The following is a 15,563-nucleotide window of genomic DNA, read 5'->3' as shown; positions in this document are numbered from 1 at the left end:
GCCTATCACTGCAATAAAGAGGTAATAATTACGTTTTTCTTTCTAATAATCGTAAACCAATAGTCAAAGGGAAATGAGGAATGTGTTATGGCAACATTAACGTCTGAGTATAAAGATGAAATTTTTGAAACCGTTTTCGAAAATGCCTATCATTGCTTTGTAGTAGTGGATGATCAAGGCTTGGTTACTTATATGAATAATAGCTATTGTCGTTTTCTAGAGCTGGATAAGCAGGAAGTTATCGGTAAACATGTAGCGGATGTTATAGAAAATACAAGGATGCATATTGTTGTACAAACTGGTAAGGAAGAAATAGCAGATTTACAGTATATTCGTGGTAATCACATGATTGCTAATCGAATTCCGGTTCGTTCTGAAGGCAGGATAGTCGGTGCAGTTGGAACCGTTCTGTATCGTGATACGAAAGAATGGATGCTGATGAACAGTCATATTAAAGATTTATTACTTGAAATTGAACATTATCGGAATCAATTAAAGGAGCAGCATGGCATTACCTATTCACTTCATGATATAGCTGGTAGTTCCAAGCAGATGAGTGAGTTAAAGGAAAAAATAAAAAAGGTTTCACCTGGTGATGTATCTGTTTTACTTCGAGGCGAAAGTGGTACAGGGAAGGAACTATTTGCTCATAGTATTCATCATCTAAGTGAGAGGAATACAAAACCATTTGTTAAAGTAAATTGTGCAGCGATTCCAGAACATTTAATTGAATCAGAGTTATTTGGTTATAAAGAAGGAGCTTTTACTGGAGCAAAAAGAGGGGGGAAACTAGGAAAGTTCCAATTAGCAGATGGGGGGACGTTATTTTTAGATGAAATAGGGGATATGCCATTATCCGCACAAGTAAAAATTTTAAGAGTGCTTCAAGAAGGCGAAATAGAATCAATAGGATCAGAGGCTCCTAAAAAGGTTGACGTAAGAATCATTGCTGCGACAAATCAACCATTGGAACAGCTAATAAAAAAGCAATTGTTTCGAGAGGATTTGTTCTACCGAATTAATGTTGTACAAGTTTTTATACCACCCCTACGTGAAAGGCCTGATGATATTCGAATAATTACAAAGTTTATTTTGCATAAAGTAAGAGCAAGGACAGGAAAACGAGTAATGGATATTGATCCAGCAGCAATGACGCAGCTGACCTATTATAGTTGGCCCGGAAATATTCGTGAATTAGAAAATGTCATTGAATCTGCAGTGCATCTAACCAACGATGAAAAAATAACTGTTGCTGATTTACCAGATCGTATGCATCCACCCGCAAATATAGAGAAGCGGACAGGGAATTTAAAAGAAATTCTAGAACTAACCGAAAAGAAAACAATTCAACATGCAATGAAAGAAAGCAAAGGAGACAAAGAAAGGGCAATGCAGATCCTAGGAATTAAAAAATCAAGTTTTTATGAAAAACTTAGAAAGTATGGGCTTTCCTAGCTTCCGGCATTTCGGAATGTGTTCCATAAACTTGGAATCATGTGTAGATGGTAAATAGAAGTAAGGGTTTGCAAATGAATACTAATAATAAATACCCCGTTTTCCATAAACATGGAATCGGGGTATTTATTTATGCCGTTTCTACTAATAAAAGATAATATGGAATGCTATTTATACAAAGGATTGGCGGGTTAAGGAGAAACTTATCGAAAAATTCGTAAGGGTTGGCATGTTATTTGCATAATAATTGTGAAAGGAGTGCAGAGAATGAAAAAAATATATCAATCATTTTTAGAAGCGATAAATAGTATGGAAGATGGAGCAACTATTATGGTAGGGGGGTTCGGTTTAGTAGGAATACCAGAAAATCTTATTTTGGCTTTAGTTGAAACAAATGTAAAACATTTAACCGTAATTTCTAATAATTGTGGTATTGATGATTGGGGCTTAGGCTTATTACTAAAAAATAAGCAAATTGATAAGATGATTGGATCCTATGTAGGTGAAAATAAGGAATTCGAACGTCAGGTATTAACAGGAGAATTAGAAGTAGAACTAGTTCCTCAAGGGACGTTAGCTGAAAGAATTCGAGCAGGTGGAGCCGGGATACCAGCTTTCTATACGCCAGCTGGTGTGGGTACAGCAATAGCTAAGGGGAAGGAAGTACGTCAATTTGCTGGCAAGGATTATTTACTTGAGACCTCACTAAAAGCTGATTATAGTCTCATTCGAGCAGCAATAGGGGATAAAGATGGTAATTTGCAATATGCGAAAACGGCACAAAATTTCAATCCAATGATGGCTGCTGCTGGAAGTATTACCATTGCGGAAGTAGAACAGATAGTGGAAACAGGAATGATAAGCCCGGCTTCTGTTCATACACCTGGTATTTATGTGAATCGATTAATTCAAGGGAAACAGGAAAAGCGAATAGAGCGGTTAACAATAAAACAAGAAGCGTAGTAAAAGGGAGGAAATAATGGTGTTAAAGCAAGTAAGTAAAGTAAACGTAAGAGAAAATATGGCAATAAGAGCTGAGCGTGAAATTGTAAGCGGTTCCTATGTTAATCTAGGAATTGGTATGCCAACAATGGTTGCCAATTATATTCAAGCCGACAAAAAGGTTGTTCTCCAATCGGAAAATGGTCTGCTTGGCATTGGCAGATCTCCTTATGCAAATGAGGTTGATCCAGATTTAATTAATGCCGGAAAAGAGACTGTGACCGCCATAACAGGAGCTTCATATTTCAGTAGTGCGGAGTCGTTCGCTATGATACGTGGTGAACATCTGGATCTAGCAATTTTAGGTGGGATGGAGGTTTCTGAATCGGGCGATTTAGCAAATTGGATGATCCCAGGAAAAATGATTAAAGGAATGGGGGGAGCAATGGATATTGTACATGGTGCCAAAAAAATAGTTATCATTATGGACCATGTAACGAAGGACGGACACCCCAAAATAGTAAAAGCGTGTCAATTACCGTTAACTGGAAAACAGGTCGTTGATCGAATCATTACGGATCGAGCAGTAATTGATGTAACGAGCAGTGGTCTGATTCTTCAAGAAATTGCTAGGGGATGGACAGTTGAAAAAGTAATTGCGTCTACTGGAGCTGAACTTAGCGTAAGTAACCAATTAGTAGAAGCAGCATTTTAACAAAAATGAACAGGAGGAACTATTGATGGTCGAAAATAAGGTTGTTTTTATAACTGGTGCAGCAAGTGGCATTGGCTATGAAATTGGTGTTGAATTTTTGAAAAATAAAGCTTTCGTAGTTTTTACGGATATAAATGAAGAAAAAGTTAAACAATCAGTAAATCATTGGCAAGAAAAAGGCTATAACTGTTTAGGAATTCAATGTGATGTTACAAATGAGGAGCAACTAAAAGAGGCTATCGATCAAACAGTAGATCACTATGGAAAACTAGATGTACTTATTAATAATGCTGGATTACAGCATGTGGCTTCCATTGAGGAATTCCCAACGGAGAAATTCGAGTTTATGACAAAGGTCATGTTAGTCGCTCCGTTTACTGCAACAAAGTATGCTTTCCCAATCATGAAAAAGCAGGGTAGTGGACGTATTATTAACATGTCTTCGATAAACGGAGTAATCGGTTTTGCTGGAAAGGCTGCGTATAATAGCTCTAAACATGGGTTGATTGGTTTAACAAAGGTAGCTGCCTTAGAGGGTGCAGCGGATGGAATCACCGTAAATGCAGTTTGTCCTGGTTATGTGGATACACCATTAGTTCGTAATCAAATGGAAGGTTTAGCAAAAAATCGTAATGTTTCTCTAGAAAAAGTACTAGAGGAGGTTATTTATCCATTGGTTCCTCAGAAACGATTATTATCTGTCCAGGAAATTGCTGACTATACCGTTTTTCTTGCTAGCGATAAAGCAAAAGGTGTAACAGGTCAGGCAATCATTATAGATGGCGGCTATACAGCTCAATAATGGGTAAGGAGTGAAAAATAGATGGAGAATGTATATATTTTAGAAGGAGCACGGACCCCATTTGGTACATTTGGGGGAGGGTTGAAGGATGTAGATCCTACAGAACTTGGCGTAATTGTAAGTAAAGAAGCTATTCAGCGAAGTCAGATTGATGCGAAACAGATTGATTTTACAGTTATGGGAAATGTGATTCATTCTGCAAAGAATGCCCCTTACTTATCAAGGCATATTGCATTAGATACGGGAGTACCTATTGAAAGTCCTTCATTAACGGTGAATCGACTATGTGGATCTGGTCTCCAGGCTGTCATTAATGCGGCGCAGTCTATTCAATTAAAAGAAGGACAGGTGGCATTAGCTGGTGGCGTGGAAAATATGAGCTTAGCCCCTCATGCACTAAGAGGAAGTAGGTTTGGTACAAAATTAGGAACGCCGAAGATGGATGACATGTTGTGGTCCGCATTGACCGATGAGTACATTGGAGCTGGTATGGGCGTGACGGCTGAAAATTTGGCGGAGAAATATCACATTTCTCGAAGTGAACAAGATGAGTACGCCTATCAAAGTCATCAACGGGCGAGTAAAGCTAGACGTGATGGTAAATTTAGTGAAGAAATTGTAGGGGTAGAAGTGAAGTCTAAGAAGGGTTCCCTATGGATCGAATCAGATGAACATATCCGAGAAGATACAACAATCGAACGTTTGTCAACGTTAAAGACTTCATTTAAAAATGAGGGTACTGTTACCGGTGGGAATGCAAGTGGTATAAATGATGGTGCTGCTGCAGTCATTTTAGCTGGAGAGCAGTTCATTAACGAACAGCAACTTAAACCAATTGCTAGGATTATGTCATGGGGGGTGGCTGGAGTTGATCCATCTATCATGGGAATTGGTCCAGTACCTGCGATGAAAAAGGCTTTAGATAATGCAAACATGAGTCTACAAGATATCGATTTAATTGAAGTGAATGAAGCTTTTGCATCACAGTATCTTGCTGTAGAGAAGGAAATGGGATTGGATCGTGCTAAAGTAAATGTTAACGGCGGTGCAATTGCTTTAGGACATCCAATTGGCGCGAGTGGTACGAGGGTTTTATATACACTTATTAAAGAGTTGAAGCGTAGAGGGCAAACATATGGCATGGCTTCATTATGTATTGGTGGTGGCCAAGGGATAGCCATGATCGTTGAAGTAATCTAATATCAAAATGATATGGGGGGATTTTTCATGATTGGAATCATACTGGGGCTGATTGTATTAATGGTGCTTGCCTATTTAGGCTGGTCTATTATTTGGGTAGCTCCAATAGCTGCTGGGGTTGTGGCACTAACTGGAGGACTCGACTTGCTAGATGCCTATAAAGATACATATATGGGGGGATTCGTATCTTTTGCTAAGCAGTGGTTTCCGGTATTTATGTTAGGAGCTATCTTTGGGAAGTTAATGGAAGATACAGGAATGGCTAAATCTGTTGCAGTAGCTTTAACAAAGATTATTGGTACGAAGCGAGCAATATTGGGGGTATTAGTATCGTCGGCAGTTCTAACATATGGTGGAGTAAGCTTATTTGTTGTTGTATTTGCTGTATATCCATTAGCATTAACGCTATTTCGGGAAGCGAATATTAGTAGAAGGTTAATCCCAGCGACGGTTGCTTTAGGAGCTTTTACTTTTACCATGACTGCACTGCCGGGTACGCCTCAGATACAGAATTTAATTCCGATGGAATACTTTCATACAAGTGCAGTCGCTGCACCAATAATGGGAATTATTGCAGCTATTGTTATGGGCGGTGGTGGTTATTTTTATCTGAGCTGGCGAGAAAAGAAATTAACTGCTAACGGTGAAACGTTTTCAGAACCGACAGAACAAAATGTTGAAGATAGAGAGGAATCGACACCAAATTTCCTGTTATCGTTACTTCCATTATTAACGGTATTGCTTACCTTGAATTTATTGAAATGGGATATCGTCATCGCGTTGATATCCGGCATTATCTTAATACTATTGCTTAATGTTCATAAAACGAAGTATTTCATAAAAGCTATCAATAGTGGAGCGGTCGGATCGGTTACAGCTATTATTAATACAAGCGCAGCAGTAGGCTTTGGAACGGTGGTTAAGGTGGTTCCTGGTTTTGAAAAGCTTACTGAAATACTAATGGGTATTAAAGGAAATCCACTAATATCTGAAGCAGTTGCAGTAAATATATTAGCAGGAGCCACAGGTTCCGCTTCAGGTGGAATGGGAATTGCCTTAGAGGCATTAGGTTCAAAATACTATGATATAGCCATGAATACAGGAATATCACCAGAGGCATTTCATCGTATTGCGTCACTTTCATCAGGTGGCCTCGATGCATTACCGCATAATGGTGCAGTATTAACATTGTTAACTATAACTGGAATGTCTCATAAAGATAGCTATAAAGATATTTTCGTAGTGGCAGTTCTTATACCAGTTATATCTGTTATCATAGCTATTATCCTAGCTTCAATTGGATTAATCTAGAAATGGAGCGAGTACGGTTATTCGAAATACTGTACTTGCTCTACTTATTTTCTACTTTCTTTAATTTAATTAGAGGTGCTTGTACTACTCTCTTTTTATATAAAAAAGCAATGCCATTTAAAATACATGCAGGTATCTTCTTAGGAGTGTACTTTTTAAAATACATGGTGGAGAGGGCTAATTTAATGTCATCCCATTGAGAGTCATATGTAGTTTGTCGAAAACGGGCTACGTCAATTAATTTAATCGTTCCCTCTCACGTTAGCATAATATTCCGTAAGTGAATATCAGAAGGATTTAAACCTAATCGTTTAACGGAATGTAAGGCTTCGTCCACCTTTTTAATATTCAATTCCGTAAGTGGAATTCCTTTCAGTAAACAGTCATATAATGTGTATCCGCTAATATAATCGATTAATAGATAGTTATTACCAGCTTCATATAAAGAAGGGAAAAAATTGTTCCCTTCCAATAAAGCATATATTTTGGCCTCTTCTAACGCAATATGTTCAAACACAGGAGGAAATATTTTGAGGGCCATTGAGGTGGATTTAATCTTAAAAACCACAGCACTTCTTCCAATTCCGATGATTTCTAATGAAGGATCTTTCTTAGCAATTATAAACTGTGGTTTGGCAGATATAATTTCTACACTATCGACTAACTCAATAACAGATTGCACATGTACCGCTCCTCCCTATATCTATTCTTATTATAATTATAAAGAAAAAGAACGATTATTTCTGCTTTTAAGACTCATTCAGTTTTCTGTCTGTTCTCTAAGCGCGAGTTGATATGGGAGGAGTACTTGTGCTTTTATTATAAATATTGATAAAATTATTGCTACTGACTAAATGAAAGAGGTGTAGGTATGAAATTAGTCAATTACTGCATAAAGGGAAAAGAAGAATCGCGAATTGGCTGTGTATTAGATAACTACGTATTGGATGTACAGAATGCATATCGGCAATTGCTAAGTTCACATGAAAAGAAAGGTATAATAGCGAATTTAGAAAAATATCTTCCTAGTGATGCATCTCATTTTTTCGCAATCGGTTCATCAGCAATTGAGCGAGCATATGAAGCAGTTCAATACAATCTTGAAAAAGAAGAAGGAGAAAACAGAATCCCTCTAGATGATGTCAGATTAAAAACACCTATTGAAAAACCCAGTAAGATCATCTGTGTAGGCAAAAACTACGCGAATCATGTAGAGGAAATGAAAGGTGAAATGCCCGAGTATCCAGTAATATTTGCAAAGTATAATAATGCTTTAATTGGACCAGAGGATGTAATCGAAAAACCTGCCTTTACAAGCGAGCTTGATTATGAGGTTGAACTTGCAGTTGTAATTGGGAAAAAGGCTTCTAAAGTTCTCAAGGATGACGCACTGAATTATGTTGCGGGTTATGCGATAGCTAATGATACAACAGCTCGAGATCTTCAGAAGCGAACACCCCAATGGTTACAAGGTAAGACATTAGATCGTAGCACACCAATCGGACCATGGATCGTAACAACGGAAGAATTAAAAGATCCATCTAATCTATCAATTCGTTCATTTGTAAATGGGGAAGAACGCCAATCTGCAAACACTAATCAGCTAATTTTTGATGTTCCATTTTTAATACAATTTATTTCGAGATTAATAACCTTATACCCAGGAGATATTATTATGACAGGTACACCGGATGGCGTTGGGTTTGCTAGGGAACCAGCACAATTTTTACATGATGGTGATGTAGTAAAAGTAGAAATTGAAGCTATTGGCCAGATGGAAAATAAGATAAGGGAATAAGTTATAGCAATTATTGGAGAAAGTCCAAGTTCGTCTGTATCTATCTACTTCAGACGATTGGGGCTTTTTTGTTTTTACTACTACTGACTCGAATACAAATAGAATAAAACAATGTAAATGTTTCTATTTCAAAAGCGCTCATTTCTATAAAAATATCGAATATTCTAAATTAACTTATTATTATTTTTGCATCAAATTCGTTGTTTATATTCTCTTTTTATAATCCGTGTGAAGGAAAGTGGTGTGAAATTACCTAAATATCCAGATATTTAATCAAAATTAACCTATTACTTTTAGCCTAATTTATAATAAATTTTTAAAATAGATTGAATATTTATTAAAGTTAGTATACTATTTGAGTATTGAAAAATAGGGTTATGTTTTATCCCGCATATAACTGGCAGTAAGCCCCCACTTCAAGCGATAAAGTGAAATGAATATGGATAAGTGTGTGGTCGACTGCCAGTAAATGTCCGATTGGTTCACCTAACCATCCGCGGGAGATAAACAAACTCCCCCACGGATGGAAGTTTCACTTTATCCCGCATATAACTGGCAGTAAGCCCCCCACTTCAAGCGATAAAGTGAAATGAATATGGATAAGTGTGTGGTCGACTGCCAGTAAATGTCCGATTGGTTCACCTAACCATCCGTGGGAGATAAACACACTCCCCCACGGATGGAAGTTTCACTTTATCCCGCATATAACTGGCAGTAAGCCCCCACCTCAAGTAATAAAGTGAACCCAATATAGGTAAGAGGGGATCAACTGCCAGTAAATGTCCGATTGGTTCACCTAACCATCCGTGGGGATAAACAAACTCCCCCACGGATGGAAGTTTCACTTTATAAATAATGAAAAATTGAGGGAGGAATGAGCATGAGTGTTGAAAGCGATTTCAAAAAAGAAGAATTTTCGAAAGGTAAGCCAGATTTCATTGCAGTATCTGAAAGTAAAGCATTTAAAAATTTAATTGCTAAACGGAAAAAGTTTATCCTACCGCTTACTGTTTTCTTTTTAGTTTTCTATTTTATGTTACCCATTTTAACTTCGTATTCTACAATTTTAAACACGCCGGTAATTGGCGATATCTCTTGGGCATGGATTTTTGCGTTTTGCCAATTTATTATGACTTGGGTTTTTTGTACCGTTTATGTTAAAAAATCAGCAAGCTTTGACCGCCAATCAGATGAAATCGTTGAAAATCAGCTAGGGGGTAGACATGAATGAATGCTACCGTAGTAACACTCTTCTTAATTATTGTCATAGCTACCTTGGTAATTACCTATTATGCAGCTAAAAAAACGCAAACAACCGGAGATTTTTATACTGCCGGTGGTGGATTAAAGGGGTGGCAAAATGGTCTTGCTATCGCAGGTGATTACCTATCAGCCGCTTCTTTTTTAGGCATAGCGGGAGCAATCGCGCTTTACGGATTTGATGGCTTCTTTTATAGTATTGGATTTTTAATAGCATATTTAGTTGTAATGTTCTTAGTAGCAGAGCCTCTTAGGAACTTAGGGAAATATACATTGGCAGACATGATTAATGCAAGATTTGATGCTAAAAAAGTAAGAGGAATTGCCGCGCTTAGCACGATTACTATTGTCATATTTTATATGATTGCCCAGCTTGTTGGTGCAGGAGCTTTAATTCAGCTATTATTTGATATAGATTATTGGATTGCAGTGCTAATAGTTGGAGTAATGATGACAATATATGTCTTATTTGGAGGCATGACGGCAACGAGCTGGGTGCAAATTATTAAGGCAGTATTATTAATGATTGGTACAGTGATTATTGCATTTATGGTATTGGCGAAGTTTAATTTTAATATTCTAGGCATGTTTAGCGAGATGAAAACGGTAACTAGTCATGGAGCAGATTACTTAAACCCAGGATTGAAGTATAACGTACCACTAGATACAATATCATTAATGTTAGCTTTAGTTCTCGGTACTGCAGGGCTGCCACATATTTTAATGCGGTTCTTTACAGTAAGAAATGCCAAAACAGCAAGAAGTTCTGTCGTAACAGCAACATGGGTCGTTGGTATATTTTATGTATTAACTATCTTTCTAGGATTTGGAGCAGCAGCATTTGTTGGGGAAGAGCTAATTACTGCGGCAAATCCTGCTGGTAATATGGCTGCTCCATTATTAGCAGAAGCACTTGGTGGAAATTTTCTAATGTCATTCGTTTCAGCGGTAGCGTTTGCAACCATACTTGCTGTTGTCGCTGGCCTTGTTTTGTCTGGAGCTTCCGCTTTTGCTCATGATATTTATGGACAAATTATAAAAAAAGGAAAAGCAACGGATAAGCAGCAGATGCTTGCAGCACGTTATGCTTCCTTAGGCGTTTCCGTATTCTCCATCATATTTGCCCTATTTGCACAAACAATGAATGTTGCATTCCTTGTATCGTTAGCATTTTGTGTTGCGGCAAGTGCCAATTTACCTGTGATCCTTTATACAATTTATTGGAAACGATTTAATACAGCAGGAGCAATTACGGCAATGTTATTCGGTCTCGTATCAGCGCTTGTTCTAGTTTCGATTAGTCCAAATGTATTTTCACCTATTGAAGGAGCAGCAATATTTGTTGGTGAACCTATTTTCCCATTAACCAATCCTGCATTGATTTCAGTACCATTAGGCTTTTTAGGCGGGTATATTGGAACTATGCTTTCTAAAGAAGTAGATTTAAACCATTATGCAGAAGTTCAAGTAAAAGCAAATACCGGGTATAGGGAATAGAAATGTAAATATGGCTGGCTCTCCATCGGAGTCAGCTTTTATTTAAATGAATGGCTTTTTTAGATAGTTTATCAGCATGGAAGTTTTGTTTCTCGGGAATCCATTTGATAAAAAAGAAAGAAAAGTGTGCTGCTTCCTCTTGTATTTTCTGTAGTAATGGCAAAAATTTTTGGTTTTTAGTGAATCCTTTCTCAATTACATCGACGACTAGCTTAGAATCAGATCGAAAGGAAAGAATCTCCTCTGGGAATTCTTTTCTGCATAATTCAAGTGCCTGAATTACAGCACAGAACTCTGCTTCGTGATTTGATAGTATACCTAATGGATACGCATAATGATAATTATTTTTCCCTTTTTTTATAAATATCCCCGCACCACTTGGACCAGGATCTCCATTTGCAGCACCATCTGTGTACACTTCGATCATTCTTGATTACTCCCTTACTTGTGAAATACATTTCAACTGTGTTTTTACTGTCAACTAATCGGAGCATATGCCGAGATCTTAGTGACAGTAGTAGGACTAACTAACAGCGATGGATAAACGAATCGCATTATTGAAGCTTCAGCATTATTATAGCATGCGTAGATAGTAGGGAGAAAACCTATCGTTATTTTTTAGCTAATAAACTAGCTGTAATAAAAAATTTATGGCAAAATAAATGATAGGGGAAGTATTGGGGGGATAGACATGAAATTACAACTTGTAAATGAGCAAGTGTTGCAATGGAAAATGAATCAGTCCCTAATGCAATCCATTCAGGTATTACAAATGTCTAGTATGGAACTGATGGAATATATAAGGGAAATAGAAAAAGAAAATCCAGTCATTGAAGAAATTAGGTATAATGATGAGCATGTTCAGTATCGTTCTTCTGATACCTCTGTTTCTATTGGAGAAATCAATTCATCGGAGTTGACCTTATATGATCAATTAAAACAGCAATTGTTTACGCTTTCTATTTCCGAGGAAATAAGACCTGTTGTCTTGTTTGGAATTGATTCATTAAATGAAAGCGGTTACTTAGATGTATCATTGGACATATGGGCAGCTAAGTGTAATACTACCATTGAAATAGTAGAAGAAGCTTTAAAGCATATACAATCCTTAGAACCAGCTGGTATAGGTGCTAGATCATTATCTGAATGTATTGAGTTACAACTAGCAGCACAGTCGTTCGTACCAGCCTTTTTGCAGGATCTCATACAAGAACACATAGAATGGCTGGCAGATGATAATATTCAGCGAATATCAGAACACTATGGAGTGTCTCATTCGTACGTTGAAGAAGTCATTGATCATATTAAAAATTGCCACCCTAAGCCAGGTCAGCTTCTTACAACGAAAAAAGCTGACTATATTATTCCAGAAGCTACTATTTTTAAAGAGGCTGGTAACTGGAAGATATCATTTTATTCGTGGAGCGTTCCAAAAATTACGATAAATACGGATTACCAAAATAGTACCTTTAAGGAAAAACAAACTGCTAACTATGTGAAAGAAAAATTAAATCAGCTAGAATCGTTAAAAAAGGCTATTGTCTATAGAAGTGATACGCTGGAGCGGGTAATCCAGGTGATTGTTGAAAAGCAACATATGTATTTTGAAAAAGGAGCATCTATGCTTAGGCCTCTGACTCTGAGAGAGATTGCAAGTGATTTAGATCTGCATGTTTCCACAATAAGTCGAACGGTAGCTAATAAATATGTTCAAACAACGAATGGGGTACTGCCACTAAACTTCTTTTTGCAATCAGGTATTAAACAAGCAAACGGTTCAAAAGCATCTGCCTTAGCAGTAAAGCAGATGATAGCTGAACTAATTAGCAATGAAGATAAGACAAATCCTTTATCGGATGAGAAGATAAAAAATAAGTTAGCACTTGATTATAATTTGCAAATCGCAAGAAGAACAGTGATGAAATATCGAGAACAATTAAATATTCCGGCATCACTCAAACGGAAGGAGAGATAGCATGCTGAACATCATTTTGTATACGAAAGATTCTTGTCCACTATGTGATGATGCTAAGTTCATGCTGGAAGTTTTACAGAGGGACTATCCATTTAAACTGGAAGAGCGAGATATTTACACGAATGATAAGTGGTTGGAGACATATCAACTGCTTATTCCGTGTGTGGTTATAGATGACATTTCTATTGATGCTGCTCAGCTTAATTTTGCAGTATTAAGTGAGGCTCTAGAAGCTAAGGTATGACATCGTTTATCATGCCACTATCGAATCGTTAAACCTAGTAACTATTATAAGATAGGTAAGCGGTTTACGAAGTAGCAAAAAAACGGTCATACAGAAAGTAGTAAAAGCTTTTTTAGATAAATATACTTTTTAGTTGTGTAATTTTACATCTTTGCTATAATAAAAATTGTAGGAAGGATTTATTTTTTTGGTGCTTCCGGGACGCGATATAACCATCCGGGACTTTTTATGTCCATATATAAAGGAGTCCTTTGATGAGAGAGCTGATTGACTTACAGAAAAAATTATTACCAGATGTTCTAGAAATTATGCAGCAACGCTATGCAATTCTGCGAAGTATTGACTTATTACAGCCAATTGGTAGAAGGGGGCTTGCTGACAACACCAACATGACAGAGAGAAGTGTTCGAGGAGAAATTGACTTACTGCAGCATCAAGATTTAATTCAAGTTACTGCAAAAGGAATGTATATCTCGGAAGAGGGAAAAGTAGTACTGGAGAGCTTAGCTTCATTTATGGGTGAAATCATGGGGTTACGCGTTTTAGAAGAGCAATTACAGGATACATTATCTATAAGTAATGTTATTGTTGTCCCGGGTAATAGTGATGCTTATGGATGGGTAAAACAAGAATTAGGAAAAGCCTGTATTGCCTTTTTGAAAACGATCGTTGGTGAGGATAGTACCATAGCTGTAACAGGTGGAACAACGATGGCAGCAGTAGCGAGTATGATGACACCACTAAATAAAGAAGGTACCTTATTTGTCCCTGCTCGTGGAGGAATTGGTGAAAAAGTTGAAAATCAAGCAAACACAATTGCTGCTGAGATGGCCCGAAAAGCCAACGGTGATTACCGACTACTATATGTCCCAGATCCACTGAGTGAATCAGCTTACCAGTCTATTATCCAGGAGCCATCGATAAATGAGACATTGGAACAAATAAAGAGTGCTACGATTGCATTACACGGTGTAGGAGACGCACTGACGATGGCGCACCGCAGAAAAACTTCTGAAACTGTTGTGAAAAAACTGAAGGAAAATCAAGCGATGAGTGAAGCTTTTGGCTATTATTTTGATAGCGAGGGCGATGTGGTTCATAAAGTGCGGACAGTGGGGATTCAATTAGAAGATCTAAAAAAAATCCCTTATGTCATAACCATCGCTGGTGGAGAGTCAAAGGCCCAGGCAATAGCATCCTTTTTTAAACAAGGAAAAAGTGACTTGCTAATAACCGATGAAGCGGCGGCAGAAGAGATTTTAAGGGGAACTACTTCCCTTTAAATATAATATTGTAAATAATTTTTTAGGAGGAATATACATGACAGTAAAAGTAGGAATTAACGGTTTTGGTAGAATTGGACGTAACGTATTTCGTCAATCTCTTAAGAATGATGAGGTTGAAGTGGTTGCAGTAAATGACTTAACAGATGCAAACATGCTTGCACATCTTTTAAAGTATGATTCCATTCATGGACATCTTGATGAAGAAGTTTCTGTTAATGGTTCTAACATTGTAGTAGGTGGAAAAGAAATTAAAGTATTATCAGAACGCGACCCTGCTGATTTAGGCTGGGGAGATCTTGGTGTAGAAGTTGTTATTGAATCTACTGGTCGCTTCACAAATGGTGAGGATGCTCAGAAACATATCGATGCAGGAGCGAAAAAAGTAATTATTTCTGCACCTGGTAAAAATGAAGATTTAACAATGGTAATGGGTGTAAATGACGATCAGTATGACCCAGCTAAACATAATATTATTTCTAATGCGTCTTGTACAACAAACTGCTTAGCACCATATGCAAAAGTATTACACGACAAATTTGGAATTAAGCGTGGACTAATGACAACAATCCATTCTTACACAAATGATCAACAAATTCTTGATTTACCGCATAAAGATTATCGTCGTGCAAGAGCGGCTGCTCAAAACATTATTCCTACTACTACTGGTGCAGCTAAGGCAGTTGGAAAAGTACTTCCTGAACTGAATGGTAAACTAAATGGTGGTGCAGTACGAGTACCAACTCCAGATGGTTCATTGGTTGATCTAGTTGCTGAACTTGACCAAAATGTTACAGCAGAAGACATAAATGCTGCACTAAAAGAAGCTGCTGAAGGCGAGTTAAAAGGAATTCTAGAATATAGCGAAGAACCGCTTGTATCATCGGATATTGTTGGTAACACTCATTCTTCTATTGTAGATGGTTTATCAACAATGGTACTAGAAGATAACATGGTTAAAGTAATTTCATGGTATGATAATGAAATGGGTTATTCTTCTCGTTGTGTGGACTTAGCTGCATTCTTGAAAAAACAAGGACTATAAGATAAATAAGCGGGGGAGGGACCAAATCCTCCTCCG

At 37.4% G+C, this 15,563-nt stretch carries 15 protein-coding genes; 13 read left to right on the top strand and 2 right to left on the bottom strand.

Annotated elements, in window-relative coordinates; all coding sequences use genetic code 11:
* The first annotated feature begins 87 nt into the window (after positions 1-87).
* From RVS70_RS07165 to RVS70_RS07140, 6 genes are all read left to right on the top strand, one after another.
* Complete coding sequence (locus tag RVS70_RS07165; RefSeq protein ID WP_121605654.1) at positions 88-1,455, top strand: sigma-54 interaction domain-containing protein; 1,368 nt, start codon at positions 88-90, stop codon at positions 1,453-1,455.
* 267 nt (positions 1,456-1,722) lie between these two features.
* The gene (locus RVS70_RS07160) at positions 1,723-2,418 is read left to right on the top strand and encodes a CoA transferase subunit A (RefSeq protein WP_026681648.1); all 696 of its coding nucleotides are present in this window, start codon (positions 1,723-1,725) and stop codon (positions 2,416-2,418) included.
* Positions 2,419-2,434: 16 nt separating this feature from the next.
* Complete coding sequence (locus RVS70_RS07155; RefSeq protein ID WP_034679183.1) at positions 2,435-3,112, top strand: 3-oxoacid CoA-transferase subunit B; 678 nt, start codon at positions 2,435-2,437, stop codon at positions 3,110-3,112.
* 25 nt (positions 3,113-3,137) lie between these two features.
* Positions 3,138-3,914 (top strand): 3-hydroxybutyrate dehydrogenase, encoded by a 777-nt coding sequence (locus RVS70_RS07150; RefSeq protein ID WP_026681646.1) that lies wholly within the window; start codon positions 3,138-3,140, stop codon positions 3,912-3,914.
* A gap of 21 nt (positions 3,915-3,935) precedes the next feature.
* Positions 3,936-5,114: a thiolase family protein gene (locus RVS70_RS07145; RefSeq protein WP_026681645.1), complete on the top strand. Its 1,179-nt coding sequence runs from the start codon at positions 3,936-3,938 to the stop codon at positions 5,112-5,114.
* A 27-nt stretch (positions 5,115-5,141) separates the two neighbouring features.
* Positions 5,142-6,425 carry a GntP family permease gene (locus tag RVS70_RS07140; RefSeq protein WP_121605652.1) on the top strand — a complete coding sequence of 428 codons (1,284 nt, stop codon included), beginning with the start codon at positions 5,142-5,144 and terminating at the stop codon, positions 6,423-6,425.
* Between the two features lie 256 nt (positions 6,426-6,681).
* Here the strand turns inward: RVS70_RS07140 and RVS70_RS07135 are convergent, their stop codons facing one another.
* A complete protein-coding gene (locus RVS70_RS07135; protein ID WP_321132775.1) occupies positions 6,682-7,107 on the bottom strand; it encodes a hypothetical protein in 426 nt (141 codons plus the stop codon).
* A gap of 189 nt (positions 7,108-7,296) precedes the next feature.
* On the opposite strand from RVS70_RS07135, the gene RVS70_RS07130 reads away from it, so the two are divergent.
* From RVS70_RS07130 to RVS70_RS07120, 3 genes are all read left to right on the top strand, one after another.
* The gene (locus RVS70_RS07130; protein WP_121605650.1) at positions 7,297-8,223 is read left to right on the top strand and encodes a fumarylacetoacetate hydrolase family protein; all 927 of its coding nucleotides are present in this window, start codon (positions 7,297-7,299) and stop codon (positions 8,221-8,223) included.
* 874 nt (positions 8,224-9,097) lie between these two features.
* Entirely contained in the window at positions 9,098-9,454 is a 357-nt protein-coding gene (locus tag RVS70_RS07125) for a DUF485 domain-containing protein (RefSeq protein WP_026681640.1), read from the top strand.
* Positions 9,451-10,980: a cation acetate symporter gene (locus RVS70_RS07120; RefSeq protein WP_026681639.1), complete on the top strand. Its 1,530-nt coding sequence runs from the start codon at positions 9,451-9,453 to the stop codon at positions 10,978-10,980. Before RVS70_RS07125 ends, RVS70_RS07120 begins: the two co-directional genes overlap by 4 nt.
* A 31-nt stretch (positions 10,981-11,011) precedes the next feature.
* Here the strand turns inward: RVS70_RS07120 and RVS70_RS07115 are convergent, their stop codons facing one another.
* Positions 11,012-11,407, bottom strand: a complete 396-nt coding sequence (locus RVS70_RS07115; RefSeq protein WP_121605648.1) for a ribonuclease HI family protein — start codon at positions 11,405-11,407, stop codon at positions 11,012-11,014.
* Positions 11,408-11,671: 264 nt separating this feature from the next.
* On the opposite strand from RVS70_RS07115, the gene rpoN reads away from it, so the two are divergent.
* The 4 genes from rpoN (at position 11,672) to gap (ending at position 15,527) form a co-directional block, all read left to right on the top strand.
* Positions 11,672-12,955, top strand: coding sequence for an RNA polymerase factor sigma-54 (gene rpoN, locus RVS70_RS07110; RefSeq protein WP_121605647.1), 1,284 nt, complete (start codon positions 11,672-11,674; stop codon positions 12,953-12,955).
* Between the two features lies 1 nt (position 12,956).
* Positions 12,957-13,199, top strand: a complete 243-nt coding sequence (locus tag RVS70_RS07105; protein ID WP_080668693.1) for a glutaredoxin family protein — start codon at positions 12,957-12,959, stop codon at positions 13,197-13,199.
* Positions 13,200-13,453: 254 nt separating this feature from the next.
* On the top strand, positions 13,454-14,482 hold the full coding sequence (locus RVS70_RS07100) for a sugar-binding transcriptional regulator (protein WP_121605646.1): 1,029 nt from the start codon (positions 13,454-13,456) through the stop codon (positions 14,480-14,482).
* A gap of 37 nt (positions 14,483-14,519) precedes the next feature.
* Complete coding sequence (gene gap / locus RVS70_RS07095; RefSeq protein WP_121605645.1) at positions 14,520-15,527, top strand: type I glyceraldehyde-3-phosphate dehydrogenase; 1,008 nt, start codon at positions 14,520-14,522, stop codon at positions 15,525-15,527.
* Positions 15,528-15,563: the final 36 nt, after the last annotated feature.

It is taken from the genome of Virgibacillus sp. M23 (assembly GCF_034190895.1).
Lineage (GTDB): Bacteria > Bacillota > Bacilli > Bacillales > Amphibacillaceae > Virgibacillus > Virgibacillus salarius.
This window is presented reverse-complemented; position numbering and strand designations above follow the sequence as displayed.